Source organism: Pseudomonas fluorescens (assembly GCF_001648775.1).
GTDB classification, from domain to species: Bacteria; Pseudomonadota; Gammaproteobacteria; order Pseudomonadales; family Pseudomonadaceae; genus Aquipseudomonas; species Aquipseudomonas fluorescens_M.
In genome coordinates this window covers 137,184-154,120 of record NZ_LVEJ01000003.1, presented here as the reverse complement: position 1 = coordinate 154,120, position 16,937 = coordinate 137,184, and the positions used below count along the sequence as shown (strand labels likewise).

The 16,937-nt window shown below is 61.0% G+C and carries 12 protein-coding genes and 1 pseudogene; 3 read left to right on the top strand and 10 right to left on the bottom strand.

Features of this window, described 5'->3' with window-relative positions:
- Window positions 1–22: 22 nt before the first annotated feature.
- The 4 genes from A8O26_RS05165 to hutC all read right to left on the bottom strand — a co-directional run bounded on the left by A8O26_RS05165 (window position 23) and on the right by hutC (window position 5,091).
- Window positions 23–1,495, bottom strand: coding sequence for a purine-cytosine permease family protein (locus A8O26_RS05165; RefSeq protein WP_064117061.1), 1,473 nt, complete (start codon window positions 1,493–1,495; stop codon window positions 23–25).
- Between the two features lie 154 nt (window positions 1,496–1,649).
- Complete coding sequence (gene hutU, locus A8O26_RS05160) at window positions 1,650–3,317, bottom strand: urocanate hydratase (RefSeq protein ID WP_172828119.1); 1,668 nt, start codon at window positions 3,315–3,317, stop codon at window positions 1,650–1,652.
- Between the two features lie 497 nt (window positions 3,318–3,814).
- Window positions 3,815–4,384 carry a HutD/Ves family protein gene (locus tag A8O26_RS05155; protein ID WP_064117059.1) on the bottom strand — a complete coding sequence of 190 codons (570 nt, stop codon included), beginning with the start codon at window positions 4,382–4,384 and terminating at the stop codon, window positions 3,815–3,817.
- The gene (hutC, locus tag A8O26_RS05150; RefSeq protein WP_162130175.1) at window positions 4,381–5,091 is read right to left on the bottom strand and encodes a histidine utilization repressor; all 711 of its coding nucleotides are present in this window, start codon (window positions 5,089–5,091) and stop codon (window positions 4,381–4,383) included. Before hutC ends, A8O26_RS05155 begins: the two co-directional genes overlap by 4 nt.
- A gap of 146 nt (window positions 5,092–5,237) precedes the next feature.
- Between hutC and A8O26_RS05145 the strand changes: the two genes are divergently transcribed.
- The gene (locus A8O26_RS05145) at window positions 5,238–6,602 is read left to right on the top strand and encodes a formimidoylglutamate deiminase (protein WP_064117058.1); all 1,365 of its coding nucleotides are present in this window, start codon (window positions 5,238–5,240) and stop codon (window positions 6,600–6,602) included.
- Between the two features lie 122 nt (window positions 6,603–6,724).
- On the opposite strand, the gene A8O26_RS05140 is transcribed toward A8O26_RS05145, so the two are convergent.
- Both A8O26_RS05140 and A8O26_RS05135 read right to left on the bottom strand, forming a co-directional pair.
- Window positions 6,725–7,294, bottom strand: coding sequence for a lipocalin family protein (locus A8O26_RS05140; RefSeq protein ID WP_064117057.1), 570 nt, complete (start codon window positions 7,292–7,294; stop codon window positions 6,725–6,727).
- A 30-nt stretch (window positions 7,295–7,324) separates the two neighbouring features.
- Window positions 7,325–7,579, bottom strand: a complete 255-nt coding sequence (locus tag A8O26_RS05135) for a hypothetical protein (protein ID WP_007952486.1) — start codon at window positions 7,577–7,579, stop codon at window positions 7,325–7,327.
- A gap of 281 nt (window positions 7,580–7,860) precedes the next feature.
- Between A8O26_RS05135 and A8O26_RS30550 the strand changes: the two are divergent.
- Together A8O26_RS30550 and A8O26_RS30545 are read left to right on the top strand one after the other, a co-directional pair.
- Window positions 7,861–8,895 (top strand): annotated as a pseudogene (locus tag A8O26_RS30550) (HAMP domain-containing protein); the annotation flags it as partial.
- A 93-nt stretch (window positions 8,896–8,988) separates the two neighbouring features.
- Complete coding sequence (locus A8O26_RS30545; RefSeq protein ID WP_401218698.1) at window positions 8,989–9,753, top strand: methyl-accepting chemotaxis protein; 765 nt, start codon at window positions 8,989–8,991, stop codon at window positions 9,751–9,753.
- A 182-nt stretch (window positions 9,754–9,935) separates the two neighbouring features.
- On the opposite strand, the gene A8O26_RS05125 is transcribed toward A8O26_RS30545, so the two are convergent.
- The 4 genes from A8O26_RS05125 to A8O26_RS05110 all read right to left on the bottom strand — a co-directional run bounded on the left by A8O26_RS05125 (window position 9,936) and on the right by A8O26_RS05110 (window position 16,804).
- Complete coding sequence (locus A8O26_RS05125; protein WP_064117055.1) at window positions 9,936–10,538, bottom strand: DUF924 family protein; 603 nt, start codon at window positions 10,536–10,538, stop codon at window positions 9,936–9,938.
- A gap of 3 nt (window positions 10,539–10,541) precedes the next feature.
- Complete coding sequence (locus A8O26_RS05120; RefSeq protein WP_008080580.1) at window positions 10,542–11,552, bottom strand: class 1 fructose-bisphosphatase; 1,011 nt, start codon at window positions 11,550–11,552, stop codon at window positions 10,542–10,544.
- A gap of 309 nt (window positions 11,553–11,861) precedes the next feature.
- Entirely contained in the window at window positions 11,862–13,223 is a 1,362-nt protein-coding gene (locus A8O26_RS05115; protein WP_064117054.1) for a DUF3999 domain-containing protein, read from the bottom strand.
- Complete coding sequence (locus tag A8O26_RS05110) at window positions 13,220–16,804, bottom strand: DUF2339 domain-containing protein (protein WP_064117053.1); 3,585 nt, start codon at window positions 16,802–16,804, stop codon at window positions 13,220–13,222. Before A8O26_RS05110 ends, A8O26_RS05115 begins: the two co-directional genes overlap by 4 nt.
- Between the last annotated feature and the right edge of the window lie 133 nt (window positions 16,805–16,937).

Sequence of the window (16,937 nt, the reverse complement as noted above, 5' to 3'; positions counted from 1 at the left end):
ATCCAGCCCTGTCCACGTCCAATCAGGCCTGCGCCGCAGCGCGACCGGCCCCGCTTGTTTTAGGTTGTACAACGCTGTTCTGCTCGACCGGCAGAATCAGTTGATCGGGTACCGCGCTGTGCCATTTTTTTGCGCACACGTAATAGACGACGGCCGGCAGCACCAGACCGATGATCCAGGAGATATCCACATCACCGAGGGCCGCCACCAGCGGGCCGGTGTAGAACTTGGTGGAGATGAACGGCAGCTGCACCAGCACACCGAACACATAAACGCTGATGCCGAGCAGGTTCCAGCGACCGTAGCGGCCCTTCGGATCGGCCAGCGCCGGCACGTCGTAGCGCTCACGGGTGATGCAGTAGTAGTCGACCAGATTGATCGCGCTCCACGGTGTGAAAAACGCGAGCAGGAACAGGATGAAAGACTTGAACGCCCCGAGGAACGAATGCTGACCGAGCAACGCGATCAGGGTCGCTGCACCGACGATCACCAGCACGAACACCAGACGCTGCATGCGCGTAACGGTCAGGTGGCCTTTGAAACCACTGATGATGGTTGCGATGCACATGAAACTGCCGTAGGAGTTCAGCGTCGAGATGGTCACCTTGCCGAACGCGATGCTGAAGTACAGCAGCGCAGCGGTGGCACCAGTGCCGCCCAGACCGACGATGTAGGCGACTTCGTGACCGGCGAATTGACCGTTGGCCGAAGCGGCCGCGAAGACGCCGAGGACCATCGCCACCTGTGCGCCAATAACCGAACCGGCACCCGCAGCGAAGAAAGTTTTTACCGCCGACGTCTTGCTCGGCAGGTAACGGGAATAGTCAGCCACGTACGGGCCGAAAGCGATCTGCCAGGACGCGGCAAGCGATACCGCGAGCAGGAAGCTGCTCCAGCTGAAATGACGGATTTGCAGAAGTGCGCCGACGTCAACCTGACTGATCAGACGGCTGAACAGATAAACGAAAGCGATCACGCCGATGACACTGGCGACACGGCCGATCCAGTGGATCACCCGATAACCGAGCACCGTGACCACCACGATGACACTGGCGAAAAGCAGAATGCCGACGGTGTCGCTAACGCCAAACAACTGGCCCAGCGCCTGGCCGGAAAGTACCGTGCCCGTCGCGGTGAAACCGAGGTACATCAGGCACACCAGCACAATCGGGATCGCCGCGCCGTAAACTCCAAACTGCACGCGGCTTGAGATCATCTGCGGCAGACCGAGTTTCGGCCCTTGCGCGGCATGCAGCGCCATCACCCCGCCGCCGAGCAATTGACCGATCAACAGACCGATCAGCGACCAGAACACATCACCGCCCAGCACCACGGCCAATGCCCCGGTGACAATCGCGGTGATTTGCAGGTTGGCACCCATCCACAGGGTGAACTGGCTAAACAGACGACCGTGTCTTTCCGCTTCCGGGATGTAGTCGATCGAACGCCTTTCGATCAACGGTTTGTTGCCTGCACGATCGGTGTTAACAGCCATGATTCAACCTCTGTGGATTGTTATTCGAGTTCACTGAGCGTCTTGCGCACTACTGTGGGAGCGAGCCTGCTCGCGAAGGCGTCAGCACATTCAACAGATGTGTTGGCTGACAGACCGCATTCGCGAGCAGGCTCGCTCCCACAGGGTTGTGCGTTTATTTACCGGTAATCATCGGCAGGTTCAGCCCCTGTTCCTTGGCGCAGTCGATGGCGATCTGGTAACCGGCATCGGCGTGGCGCATGACACCGGTGGCCGGGTCGTTGTGCAGCACGCGGGCAATGCGCTCGGCCGCTTCGTCCGTACCGTCGCAGACAATCACCATGCCCGAGTGCTGCGAGAAGCCCATGCCGACGCCGCCGCCGTGGTGCAGCGAAACCCAGGTCGCGCCGCTCGCGGTATTCAGCAAAGCGTTAAGCAGTGGCCAGTCGGACACAGCGTCGGAACCGTCCTGCATCGATTCGGTTTCACGGTTGGGGCTTGCGACCGAGCCGGAGTCGAGGTGGTCGCGACCGATGACGATCGGCGCCGACAGCTCACCGCTGCGCACCATCTCGTTGAAGGCCAGGCCGAGCTTGGCGCGCAGGCCCAGGCCGACCCAGCAGATACGTGCCGGCAGACCCTGGAAGCTGATGCGCTCGCGGGCCATGTCCAGCCAGTTGTGCAGGTGGGCGTCGTCCGGGATCAGCTCTTTGACCTTGGCGTCGGTTTTGTAGATGTCTTGCGGATCGCCCGACAGTGCCGCCCAACGGAACGGGCCGATGCCACGGCAGAACAAAGGACGGATGTAAGCCGGTACGAAACCTGGGAAGTCGAACGCGTTTTCGACGCCTTCTTCCTGCGCCATCTGACGGATGTTGTTGCCGTAGTCGAAGGTTGGAATGCCTTGTTTCTGGAATTCCAGCATGGCTTTGACGTGCACGGCCATCGACTGCTTGGCGGCTCTGATCACAGCGGCCGGCTCGGTCTTGGCGCGGGCGCGGTATTCGTCCCAGGTCCAGCCGGCGGGCAGGTAACCGTTGAGCGGGTCGTGGGCGCTGGTCTGGTCGGTGACCATGTCCGGGCGCAGGCCGCGCTTGACCAGTTCCGGGAGAATTTCTGCGGCGTTACCCAGCAGGGCGATGGAGATCGCTTTGCCTTCTTTGGTGTATTTGTCGATGCGCGCCAGGGCGTCGTCGAGGTCTTTGGCTTGCTCGTCGACGTAACGGCTTTTCAGGCGGAAATCGATACTCACTTGTTGGCATTCGATGTTCAGCGAGCAAGCGCCGGCCAGGGTTGCCGCCAGCGGTTGTGCGCCGCCCATGCCACCGAGGCCAGCGGTCAACACCCACTTGCCGGTGAGGTTGTCGTTGTAGTGCTGGCGACCGGCTTCAACGAAGGTTTCGTAGGTGCCTTGAACGATGCCCTGGCTGCCGATGTAGATCCAGCTGCCGGCGGTCATCTGGCCGTACATGGCCAGACCTTTGGCGTCGAGTTCGTTGAAGTGCTCCCAGCTCGCCCAGTGCGGCACCAGGTTTGAGTTGGCGATCAGTACGCGTGGGGCGTTGCTGTGGGTCTTGAACACGCCGACCGGCTTGCCGGATTGCACCAGCAGGGTCTCGTCGTCGTTCAGATTGGTCAGGCTTTCGACGATCTTGTCGTAGCACTCCCAGTTACGCGCGGCGCGACCGATACCACCGTAAACCACCAGCTCTTTCGGGTTCTCGGCGACTTCCGGGTCGAGGTTGTTCATCAGCATGCGCAGCGGCGCTTCGGTCAGCCAGCTCTTGGCGGTCAGCTTGTTGCCGCGGGCGGCACGGATTTCGACGTCGCGAAACTTAGTCATTTTGTTATCAGTCACGAAAGAGACTCCTCAGCGATCAATTCAAACCAACCCTGGCGGTGGGCAAGCAGCCTGTGCGCTTCGATGCGCGACAAGCGAATCAGTGGACGCTGCGGAGAGTCTCGAGCGACTCATACGCATACGTCTTTACTTGTACATACAAGCATATGCAATCAAGCGGCCAACTTGTGGGAGGGGCGTTCAAGAAAAATTGCGTGCAGGGCTGGAGAGCGCCTGAATCAAGGGTTCTGGCGCGGATGAAATTTTTCGTGGGTATTGATCGATGAGGTTGGGGATGGTTACGAAGGCATGATTTTGCGCCACGCTGGGGCGTTCGGTAACAAGTTGGTGCGAGGATGGAAACAGGAAGTGTGAATGCAACTGTGGCGAGGGAGCTTGCTCCCGCTGGGCTGCGAAGCGGCCCCAAATCGGTGTGTACCGGAATTGGGAGTCCTTCGGCCTCCAGCGGGAGCAAGCTCCCTCGCCACAGAGGGTTGCGTTCAGTTTTGGAGGAGTTCGATTACGCAGCAAGCGGCATTGGTGGTGACTTCAACCAGTCCGGCGTTACCGTCCAGTTGCAGGCAATCATGGCGACCGAGTTGCGAAGTGGTGTCACCGACCTGCACTTCCAACAGCTCACTGACACTGAACACCAACACCGTCCCCGCCGAGCTGAAGAATCGCTGCTCACCGTCCAGCCACTGCAACCGCGCGCTGTAACGCTGTGGCGCGTAGATCAGGTTGAAGTCACGAATCGCACCGCCGAGCAGTGTGCAGGACACTTGGCTCTCGCCGCTGAAGGCAAACGGGTCGAGCGGTAACAGCGGCCGCGTATCGTCGCCATCGACGCACAGGGTCATGCCGTCACCCTGCAACACCGTAATCACTCGTTGATAACCGGCGAACGTCGAGAAACCGCCCGACTCGGCGATGTCGGCAATCGACAGGCGCCAGCCAAACCCGTCCAGCCCTGCCCCGGCATCACGGGTGATTTCTTCGGTGCTGCCGCCGCCGTTTTTCCACGGCATGCGCGGGTAGCCTTCGGCTCGTAAAACCTTGAGTGCACTCATTTATGAAAGCGCCCTTCCAGACGATGGCGGGAACCCGGGTGAATCAATCGAGCCGCCGTCACCGGCTGACGCCCCGACCACGTGCGGCGACGAATCAGCAAGCACGGCTCGCCCTTTTCAATCTGCAACAGCTTGCATTCAGACGATTCGGCGAGGATCGCTTCAACCACGTGCTCGCCTTCGGTCAGCGGCGCGACCTGGTTCAAATAGGCGTACGGCGTTTGCAGGGTGAAGTCCTGCTTGAGGTATTCCGGGGCGACCAGTGCATTGACGAAACGGTCTTCGATTTGCACCGGAATGTCGTTTTCGTAGTGCACGATCAGCGAGTGGAACACCTTCTGCCCTTCGCGCATGTCCAGCGCCAGCGCGCGCTCGGAACCGGCGGCCTCTTCTTCGAGGGTAATGACCTGGCAGGTGTGGCGATGGCCACGGGAGGCGATTTCGTCGGCGATGTTGTGCACTTCGAACAGCGCGGATTGGCTCTTCGGTTCGGCGACAAACGTGCCGACGCCCTGCATGCGCACCAGCAGGCCGTCGGCGGTCATCTCGCGCAAGGCGCGGTTGATGGTCATGCGGCTGAAACCGAGTTGATTGACCAGCTCGCTTTCGGACGGCACGCGGTAGTGCGGCGGCCAGTTTCCGCTGTCGATCTGCTGGGTGATCATCTGTTTGACGCGGGCGTACAAGGGCGCCGGACTGTCGCCCATGTTCGCGGCCAACGGGGAGACTGGAGGCGGAGTCGGCACGGTGGATCCCTGTTCATTGGATGAAAGTGGCTAGCTTGCCGGAGTTTACCGGGCAGGCAAACGTCTGTATATGTATATACAAATAACACACGATGGGGTGCTGAACCATGTCCGCCTTCTTTGCCGAACGCGCGCTGCTGCCTAACGGATGGGCCAACAATGTACGTCTTGAGGTCAGCGCCGAGGGCCTGCTGACCCAAATCCAGGCCGATTCCACCGCAGATGGCGCCGAGCGACTAAGCGGGCCGTTGTTGCCGGGGATGCCCAATCTGCACTCGCATGCTTTCCAGCGGGCGATGGCGGGGCTGGCTGAAGTGGCCGGCAATCCGAACGACAGTTTCTGGACCTGGCGCGATCTGATGTATCGGCTCGTCGGAAAAATCAGCCCGGATCAGCTCGGCGTGATCGCCCGTCAGCTGTACATCGAAATGCTCAAGGCCGGTTACACCTCTGTCGCCGAATTTCACTATGTGCACCACGACAGCAATGGCCAGCCTTACGCCGATCCGGCTGAACTGGCGTTGCGCATCAGCCAGGCCGCGAGCGAAAGCGGCATCGGTCTGACCCTGCTGCCAGTGCTCTACAGCCACTCCGGTTTTGGCGGCCAGACGCCGAATGACGGCCAGCGCCGCTTTATCAACAGCACCGAAAATTACCTGAATCTGCAATCACGTTTGCAGCCGTTATTGGCGCAGCAAAAGGCGCAATCGCTGGGTCTGTGTTTCCACTCGTTACGCGCGGTCACGCCACAGCAGATCAGCGAAGTCTTGGCGGCCAGCGACAAGCAATGCCCGGTGCATATTCACATTGCCGAGCAGCAGAAAGAAGTCGATGACTGCCTGAGCTGGAGCGGTCGTCGCCCGCTGCAATGGCTGTACGAAAATGCCGAAGTCGATCAGCGCTGGTGCCTGGTCCACGCGACCCACGCCAACCCGGAAGAAGTGACGCTGATGGCCAAGAGTCGCGCCATCGCCGGTCTGTGTCTGACCACCGAAGCCAATTTGGGCGACGGGATTTTCCCGGCGGTGGATTTCCTCGCGCAGGGCGGACGCATGGGCATCGGTTCCGACAGCCATGTGTCGCTCAGTGTGGTGGAAGAGCTGCGCTGGCTGGAATACGGTCAGCGTCTGCGCGATCAGCGGCGTAATCGCTTGTATGGCGCGGATCAGCCGATGGTCGGACGCACACTGTATGACGCAGCGCTGGATGGCGGTGCGCAAGCGATGGGTCAGCCGGTTGGTGCGCTGGAAGTTGGCAAGCGGGCGGACTGGATTGTGCTCGATGGCAGCGATCCGTATCTGGCGACCGCCAGCGGTGACGGGATTTTGAATCGCTGGTTGTTTGCCGGTGGCGATCGCCAAGTGCGCGATGTGCTGGTCAATGGCCAGTGGGTTGTGCGCGATGGTCGGCATGCAGGGGAAGAGGACAGTGCGCGCGCGTTCACCCAGGTCCTGCGCGACCTTTTAGGCTGACACAAAACAAAAATGTGGGAGCGAGCCTGCTCGCGAAAGCGGTGGTATCAGTCAACATTTTCGTTAACTGACACGCCCCCTTCGCGAGCAGGCTCGCTCCCACATTTGATTTGTGGCGATGCTTAATTCGAGGTCTTGGCCATCTGCCGATCCGATGCCCGCCAGATCAAGCGCGTGGTGTCATAGCCCTGCTGACGCGCCTTGCTCAGCAGTTCTTCACGCACCACACCATTAACGGTCGGCGTGCGCGACAACAACCACATGTACTTGCGACTCGGGTCGCCGACGATGGCGGTCTTGTAGTCATCGCTGACGTACAACACCCAGTATTCGCCTTTCGCCACACCCGGAATCAGACGCGAGAACCAGGTATCGAACTCGACCCACAATTTGTCGGTTTTACCCGGCACCTGTGGAGAAGCCGTGCCCTTCACTTCTTCCCATTGCCAGTCCGGGGTCAGGCAGCGATTGAGCACCGCGACATTACCGTCAGGCTTAAGGGTGTAATGAGCTTCGGACTGCGCGCAATTGCGCTGGAAATACATCGGCAAGCGCGCCAGCTCATACCAAGTGCCCTGATAGCGCTTGAGATTGACGCTGTTGACGGTTTTCGGCGCCAACGGGTCGACGCCGGAAGTGGCGCAGCCGGCCAGTACCAGGCCGGCAAAAAGGATCAGCAATAACCGCTTCATTTTTCTTCTCCGTGGGCGCGAAGCCCCGGTTTACTTCAGGCCTTGGCCGGAAAACATCAGCACTTTGTCACCGGCGTACTGCACGCTGATAAAGCTGTTCTTGTCGCCCCAGGTGCAACTGGACATGCCGAGCGCGCCCGAGCAATCAGTCGGTTTGCCGAGCAGGGTCTCGACTTCGGCCTTGGCCATGCCGGCCGAGAGCTTCGAATAGTTTTCCTGATTGACCTTGCTGCATGCGGCCAACAGCACGCAAAACGACAGAAGGGCGATAGATCGCAGCGACATGGTGTAACTCCTGGAACGAGGGGGGATGGCATGGTGCCAACCAGAAGCTTAGAAGAGAAAACCCTCATCTGGTTCCGTGGGTGAAGGGCTATTTATTAGCCCGCCCGTCCGGCTTTTGCCGATAAATCAGACACTTTGTAGGGCTATTGAGCATTTCGTCGCCTTTCGCAAAAGACGCCTAATCTTTGGCGCTCCGCGGTCGAAATAAGAGCAGCGCAAAGCCCCCGAGTGTGGCAAATTGCCGCCCTTTCTTGACCAGCCCCTTCGCGGTAGTTCATTCGATGACCAGAAACATGAAATTCAGCCACAAGATCTTGTTGGCTGCCGCCCTCGTGGTGGCCGTTGCGTTCGCCTGTTTCATTTTCTTCAACGACTATCGACAGCGCGAAGCCCTGAGCAGCAGCACCGAAGCGTCGATGCAGGAACTGGGCAGCCTGACCACCAGCAACATTCAGACCTGGCTGGAAAGCCGCATTCAGTTGCTGCAATCGCTGTCGCAACAAGTGACTGTCGACGGTAACGCCCCCGCCAGTCTGAAACGCATCATCGACCTGCCCGCTTACACCGGCAATTTCCAGCTCAGCTACTTCGGTGGTGCTGACGGCGTAATGTTCTCGGTACCGGCCGGCAACCGCGCGCCGGATTACGATCCACGCGCACGCGGCTGGTACAAAGCCGCCAACAGCGCGCAGCAGACCATCGTTACCGAACCGTATATCGCCGCGTCCTCGGGCAAACTGGTGATCACCGTCGCCACGCCGGTGCAGCGCCAGGGCCAGATGCTCGGCGTCGCCGGTGCCGACATCGATCTGACCAGCGTCAGCGCGATCATCAACTCGCTGAACTTCGGCGGCCACGGCCACGCGTTCATCGTCAGCAGCGAGGGCAAGATCCTGATCCACCCGGACAGCAAACTGGTGCTCAAGACTCTCGCCGAAGCCTATCCAAACGGTGCGCCGAAAGTCAGCCCGGGCCTGAAGGAAGTCGAGTTCGACGGCAAGACGCAGTTGATCTCCTTCACCCACGTCAACGGCGTGCCGTCGGCCAACTGGTATGTGGCGCTGGTGCTGGACAAAGACACCGCGTTTTCGATGCTCAGCGAGTTCCGCACCTCGGCGCTGATCGCCATGGTCATCGCGGTGGTGATCATCATCGCCCTGCTCGGCATGTTGATCCGCGTGCTGATGCAGCCGTTGCTGACCATGGGCCGCGCGATGCACGACATCGCTGAAGGCGAAGGCGACCTGACCAAACGTCTGGTGATTCACGGCAACGACGAATTCGGCGCGCTGGGCACTTCGTTCAACCGCTTCGTCGAGCGCATCCACACCTCGATCCGCGAAGTGTCCTCGGCCACCGGCCAGGTCAACGAAGTCGCCCTGCGCGTGGTCGCCGCGTCGAACTCGTCAATGTACAACTCCGACCAGCAAGCCACCCGCACCAACAGCGTCGCCGCCGCAATCAATCAGCTCGGCGCCGCCGCCCAGGAAATCGCCCAGAACGCCGCCCTCGCCTCGCAGCATTCCAGCGATGCGCGCAGCCTCGCGGTCGACGGTCAGCAGGTGGTGGATAAAACCATCCAGGCCATGCAGCAGCTGTCGGCGAAGATCAGCGATTCGTGTGGCAACATCGAAACACTGAACAGCAACACGGTGAACATCGGCCAGATTCTCGAAGTGATCACCAGCATTTCCCAGCAGACCAACCTGCTCGCGCTCAACGCCGCGATCGAAGCGGCGCGGGCGGGTGAAGCCGGTCGTGGTTTCGCCGTGGTCGCCGATGAAGTGCGCAACCTGGCGCACCGCACCCAGGATTCGGCGCAGCAAGTGCAGAAGATGATCGAAGAGCTGCAGGTCGGCGCGCGTCAGGCGGTCAGCATCATGACCGAGAGCCAGCGCGAAAGCGAAAACAGCGTCGGCATCGCCAACCAGGCGGGCGAGCGGTTGGGCAGCGTGACTCAGCGTATCGGCGAAATCGACGGGATGAACCAGTCGGTGGCCACGGCGACGGAAGAGCAGACCGCTGTAGTCGAGTCGATCAATGTCGATATCAACGAGATCAACACGCTGAATCAGGAAGGTGTGGAGAACTTGCAGGCGACGTTGCGGGCGTGCTCGGATCTGGAGCAGCAGGCGGCGCGCCTGAAGCAATTGGTCGGCAGCTTCCGCATCTGAAGATCAAGAGCCTTACCCCCTCACCCCAGCCCTCTCCCCCAGGGGGGCGAGGGGGAAAGGGAGCCGATCGGGGGATGTTCCAGACCTGAGTTCGACTCGATATCTCAAGTCGATGTACCTCCAACATCCACCTCGGTCAGTCCCCTCTCCCTCCGGGAGAGGGCTAGGGTGAGGGTAAGCCCTTAAAACCTTGACCCAGGTTCGGAAAGAAACACCAACTCCTCAGCCGTAGACTCCCGCCCCAACACCGCATTGCGATGCGGAAACCGGCCAAACCGTGCAATCACCTTTTGATGCCGCTCGGCATAATCCAGATTGTCGGCAAACACCGACCGCTCCGCTTCCGGCTGTTCAGCCACCAGTTCGATAAATCTGGAAACCGCCTCATTCTGCACCGCGAGGTTTTCGCAGTGTTCGAACACCAGATAAATGAACACACGCTGGATCGGTTTCAACTGCCGATCAAAATCCGCAGCAATACCTTGCGCGACGAGTTTCTGTGCGCGCAGATCGCCGGAGAAGGCTTTGGGGGTATCACGAAAAATCATTCGTGGCAGTTGATCGAGCAGCAGCACTACCGCCAGCCAACCTTCGGGACGTTGCGTCCACTCGGTCAATTCGCCGGCCAGGGCCTGATCGACAAAGACCCCGAAACGCGTCTGCGCTTCGAGGTCTTGGCTGTCTCGCTTACCGAACCACAACTTGCCCTTGTCAGCCGAAATGTCGTCCGGTGATTCGGCTTGTCCGAACCACCAGTCGAGCAACGGCTGCCAGGGCGCGGTCATGGTTTATTCCTTGTGGTAGGCCGTAGCGCGTGCGACTTCTTCTTTCGAGCCGAGGAACACCGCTACGCGCTGGTGCAGGCCTTCCGGCTGAATGTCGAGGATGCGCTGGTGACCGTCGGTGGACGCGCCGCCCGCTTGTTCCACCAGGAACGACATCGGGTTGGCTTCGTACATCAGACGCAGTTTGCCTGGCTTGGATGGCTCACGGCTGTCGCGCGGGTACATGAACAGACCGCCACGGGTCAGGATGCGGTGCACGTCGGCAACCATCGCCGCGACCCAACGCATGTTGTAGTTCTTTTTCAGCGGACCTTCTTCACCGGCCAGCAGCTCGCCGACGTAACGTTGTACCGGGGCTTCCCAGTGACGCTGGTTGGACATGTTGATGGCGAATTCCTGGGTCGATTCAGGAATGGTGATGTTTTCGTGAGTCAGCACGAAGCTGCCCATTTCACGGTCCAGGGTGAAGCCTTTGACGCCGTCGCCCAAGGTCAGGATCAGCATGGTCTGTGGACCGTAGATCGCGTAACCGGCGGCAACCTGTTGGGTGCCCGGCTGCAGGAACGCTTTCTCGTTCAGCGGCTCGTTCTGGCTCAGGTATTCATTCGGGCAACGCAGTACCGAGAAGATGGTGCCGACCGGGGCGTTGATGTCGATGTTCGACGAACCGTCCAGTGGGTCGAATACCAGCAGGTACGCGCCTTTCGGGTATTTGCCCGGGATCTGGTAGGCATTGTCCATTTCTTCGGACGCCATGCCGGCCAGGTGACCGCCCCATTCGTTGGCTTCGAGCAGGATCTCGTTGGAGATCACGTCGAGCTTCTTCTGCACTTCGCCCTGCACGTTTTCGGTGCCCATGCTGCCCAGAACACCACCCAGGGCGCCTTTGGACACGGCGTGGTTGATCTCCTTGCAGGCACGCGCCACCACTTCGATCAGGAAACGCAGATCGGCAGGAGTGTTATTGCTGCGGGTCTGCTCAATCAAATAGCGACTCAGGGTAACGCGGGACATGGACGGCTCCGGTGGAATGGGGGGCTAAAAACCCGCGCAGTTTACAGGGAGTCTGAAAACGTAGCGAGCGAAGACGCCCGGTAACGTGCGTTGGGGTGTATTTGCCTGCATGAGACGTGATTGTGGGTGGAGAGTTCAGGTAGCCGGTTTAGCGTAGTTGGAAATCGGACGAAGGTGATCAGCTTGGGATATGTATTGATTGAGAAGCCGCCTTCGCGAGCAAGCTCGCTCCCACATTGGATCTGCGTCGTTCACACATCCACTGTGGGAGCGAGCCTGCTCGCGAATGGCGCGCAGCGCCAGCCATTCTCAGGTGTTGGTCGGAGGCTTGCGCAACAAGCTAAACGCCATCGCCCCGAGAAACACCACACTTAGCAACAACACCGCCCACAAGCCGATCTTCTTCCAATTGGTCTCAGCCACCGCCGTCGTCGCCGTAGAAGTCTGCGTAACAACCGCCTCACCCTGAACCGACGCCTTGCCCAACGCCGCCAGTTTCTCTGGTTTGAAATCCGGAATCAGCGTCGTCAATGGCAAGTTCGCCGTTTTCACCGTCGGATTGCCCAGCGCCAGACTGTATGGCCCCTCCCCGCGCGCGAGGAAGATCACCTGCGTCGCCCGCACCGCATATTTCAGACTCGGCGCCTGTTCACCTAAACCACCGCCGCGCTCATCCACGCTCAGCTTCAACTGCTGCACGGTCTGGCCAAAGAGCTGCAATTCGTTCTGCACAACATCCTGACCATTCTGGGTCAGGCGATAGAGCAAACCGTTGCTCAGGGTCTGCCATGGCACACTGCTTTCACGACGGCCGACCAGCGTCACCGGCGCCAGACTGTTCGGCTGTTTCAGTTCAACCTGCACCCGCTCGACATTCAGCCCCATCGGCAACTGCCAGGTGTATTCCCCGGTCTTGCTGCTATTGCCGGCCAATGCCTGCGACCAGACCAACGGCAGCGGAACGTTGCGCGGATCACTGCTTTTCAATTGTGCCGCCGTCAGGATCGGTGCCGAATTCGGCGACTCCCACAACAACCGCACATAACGCGCCGATTGCCCCGGCAATGTCACTTCATGCTGCTCGATGCGCTCATCGGAAAAGGTCAGCCGCGCCACCTGCCCTTCGCCCCACGGCTGCCAGTGCTGCAAATCATCGCTGGCCTCAATGCTGAAACGCTGAAAGCCGTCGCGCTCGCTGGTCCAGTCGAGGATCAACTGCTGCAACGGCGCCTTGATCGCGCTCGCATCCAACAGCCAGCCGCGCAGCACTTCTTCGCCCGCCTCCAACTGGCTGGACGGCTGCACTTCAACCAGCGTGCCGTTGGTGGTCGCTTGCACGCGCACGTTCGGCGCGCGCTCGCTGGCGTCGGCGGCGTTGTACAGCGGGAACCACTTCACCTCGTGCAACTGGCCGTCGTCGCGGGTCTGCGCCGACTCGCGCGCCAAGGCGTAGGCCTGCGCTTCGCCGGCGGCGTTGAACACGCGCAGGTCGCTGAGATCAGTCTGGCGTGCCTGCAATTGCACGCTCAGCGGCAGTTCGAGGCGATACCACGGACCATTGCCGCTCACCGCCAGCGGCACTTGCGTGGCGAAGTCCGCCGGTTTTTCCTGGGCGCCGGCCGCCAGCACCACGCCCAACGCCAACCAACCCAGATTGCCCATGCGACTCAAGATGAAACTCCTTCGGTGTCCGGGGTCGGTTTGTCCGCCGCCGGTTCGGCGTCAACGCGTTTAGGCGGCAGCGGCGCGAAATAGCCGACCACCAGCAACAACACACCGACGCCGATAAACGAAACGATCCGGGCGAGGCCACCACGGTTGCTCAGTTCGACAAAAATCAGTTTGGCCACCACCAGCGCAATCAGCGCCGCGCCGATCAGCCACACTTCGCGACGATGACGCAGATGACCGCCGATCATCAGCCCAAGCGCCATCAGCGTCCAGACGATCGACAATCCGGCCTGCACCAGCATTGAGGCGAGCAGCGTATCCAGCTCGAACGGGATCCCCGCCCAATGGTGCGCGGCGCGGGTCACCAGCGCGGTGCAGAAAGCGAACAGCGAAACTCCGGCGATCAATTGCGTGGCGTTATCGGCGTAGTCCTGTCGAATCGACAACTGCGATATCGCACTGCGCGACCACACATAGACGCCAAACAAAGCGAACAACAAACCCAACTCCAGTGGATTGAGCAATGGCACGTACGGCAGCGGCTCGGCGTTGCCGTCGCTGACGCCATTCGCCAGCCAGAACCACGCCAGCATCAATACTGCCAACGGCGCGGCGACGTACAAGCGGTACTCGCGGGCAAACGCTGCGACCGGCCACGGCCAAGAGCGCGGGGCCGCCGCCAGTAGCAGATACAGGCTCGGCAAAATCGCCCAGCCCAGCCAACGCCAGGCGTTGTATTGCTCGGACAACAGCAGCAGGCCGTAGCGTAATTCCAGCGCCAGCACGCCGATCAGCAACCAGCAACCGAGCACATGCGCGGTACTCAAGGCCCGCGCCGGCAGCATCGGCGCCAAGCGACGCAGGCTGAAGAAATGCACGGCAAGCACCGCCGCCCACGCCAGCCAGCCGACATCGGCTGCCGGGTGATATCGCGAATGCCACGCGCCGAGCAGCACAAGTGCAGCCGCCGGAATCAACAACGTGCAGAGCAGGCCCAGTGCCGGCCATTTCAAGCGCAGCGACAGTAGTGTCCACAGCGCCACACTGAGCGCCGCGACTAATAGCAACAACGTGCCTTGCAAATTCGGTGCGGCAAAGCGCAGCACTTCACTGACCCACGCCAGCGCCCACCAACCCGCGCCCCACACCAGCAACACTTCGGACAGGCGCTGCAAACTCAACGCATCAAATGCCGAAGCATGATTGCCCAGTTGCAGGCGCCAGGCACCGATCATCGCTGCTAGCCCCAGCACCAGCGGCGTCCAGAAGCCGCCGTGGGCCAACGGCTTCAGACCTTCGCTGGACAGCGGCCCGAGCAGCTCGGGGCCTGCGAACAAGAACGCCACGCCGCCGATCACCTGCAACAACAGACCAAAAACAAAACTCACGCGCTGCTTGAGGTACAGGCTCAGCCAGATGATCAGCAAGCCACTCGCGGCCCATACCGCACTCGCGGTCTGCCACGGCAGCACAAACAACACCGCCAGATTGATCAGCACCAGACCGGCCAACAGCACCACTGACAAACCGCGCAACAGACGCACGTCGCCGCGCAACATGTCATCGCGAGCCGCCAGCAGCATGCCGGCGATCAACGCCAGACCGATCAGCGAAGCACTGAGCAAGCCGCTCCAACCGGCGCTGAACACCGCCGCTGAATCTTCGCCCGCCCCCTGCAGTCGCAGCAGAAACAACGCGCCACCGAGCAACTGCACGGCAAACGCGCTGAACAGGAAGGTGCGCGATTGAATCCGCAGGCCGACAAACAACGTCACCAACCCGGCCAGCGCCCAACTGATCGCCGTGCCTTGGGTAAACAAGAACAGCGGCGCCAGCAGATAAAGGAAAGTCAGGCCCAGACCCGCCAACACTGGCAAGCCCTGGCGCTCCCAAGGCGATGCCTGTTGCGGCGAGGCCTTGCGCAGTTGATGGAAGCTGAACAGCAACGCCATACCGAGCATCAGCGCCCCCAGCGGAGCGCCGTCGAGCAAACTGCTCTCGCCAATACGCAACTGACTGAGAAACGCCAACGCCGAACCGAGCTGCAGCAGCAACGCGAAGGCCCGGGCGAACGGTCGATGCTGACGCAGACCGAGCCAGAAAATCCCCGCACCTTCCACCGCCCATGCCGCCGAGGTCCAGCGCGCATCCAGCCCGAGCGGAATCGCCAGGCTGGCAAAAATCACCCCGAGCGCCAGACAGGTTTCGCCCAGCAGCACGGCGCGCCCGCCCATCAACACCCTGGCCAACGCCATGTAGATCATGCCCAGCGCCAGCGCACTGAACGCCGCAGCAAACTCCAGATGCTGGACCAGCGCAAACTGCAAACCGAAGCCAATGATCGGCGGGCCGAACAGCATTGTCCCGTCGACATAATCGCCTTTGCGCGCCGACCAGTGCAGCAGCGCTTCGCGATCGCCCTCCGCCGGGGCATCGGGCATGTCGAGCAATTTGCGCCGGGCGAACAGCAGGCCGATAGCGAGGTACATCAGGAAAAACAGAATCAGGAACGGCTCGGTGCTCCACAACAGCTCCGGCGCATACGAGCGCAGGCCCCAGGCAAAACCGATGCCGAAGGTGCCGACAAAGCCGATCAGGTTGAGCAGGCGCCAGGCCTTGAACCAGGCGATGGCGAGAATGCCGGCGTTGAGCAGCGCGAAATAACTGAACAGCGCGACGTGGTTGCCGGCGCCGGTCGAGGTCAGGATCGGCGCGGCGAATCCGCCCAGCGCGGCGACGGCGGCCAACGCCAGCGAGTCTTGCGTGACGGCCAGAATCGCCGAGAAAACCGTCACCGCGACGAGCAATCCCAACGCGGCAGATGGATCGAGCAACGGATGCAGACGCATCGCCGCAAACACCGTCAGGTACAGCACCGCAATCCCGGTGCCTTGCAGCATCAACGCATAACTGGCATTGCGTCGCCGCAGCCACCAGCCCAGCGCAAGCAAGCCCAGCGCGGCCGCCGCGACACCGGCGTAACGCAACTCGATCGGCACGACCATGCCTTCGGTGGCGTAGCGCAGCAGAAACGCCAGACCGAAGAACAGCAACACCACGCCGACCCGCAGCACAGTGTTGCCGCCGAACAACCAGTTACGCGCGGCGCTGATGCCACGATCGAAAAGGTTCGGGCCACGGGGTTCGGCAGGCTGTTGCGGTTCCTGGGTGACGGCGTCGAGGCGCCAGACATCGGCGGGCAGCGGTTGACTGGTTTCGCTGGCGACGGCGGAAAGCGGTTCGAGTTCGGGCGGCAGTTCCCAGACCAATTCAGCTGCTAACGCTTGTTCAGCGACTTTGATGGGCTCTACAACAGGTTCGCTGACAGGTACTGCGCTCGGTGGCGGCGCGGCATGCAGCGGCGCGCCCTCGAGTAGAAACAGACGCTGTTCGACGCCCTGCAAGGCAACCTTTGCCTGCTCAAGTTGACGTTGCTGCTCCATCGCCTGCGAGCCAAGCCGCGCGATGCGCAGCGTCTGCCCGATTACCAGCCCCAGCAACGCGCCCAACAGCGCAGCACTGAACGACTCGTCGAGCAGCCAGCCGAGCACCAGCCCGATCAACATGAACATCCATTGCATGGTCGATATCCCTAAGCGGCCCCGTGGCGGGGCGAGTCCGGCAATTGCTTCAGTCTAGGCACAAACCTTGTGGGAGCGAGCCTGCTCGCGAAAGCGGTTTGTCAGCCAACATTTCTGTTTAACAGGACAACCG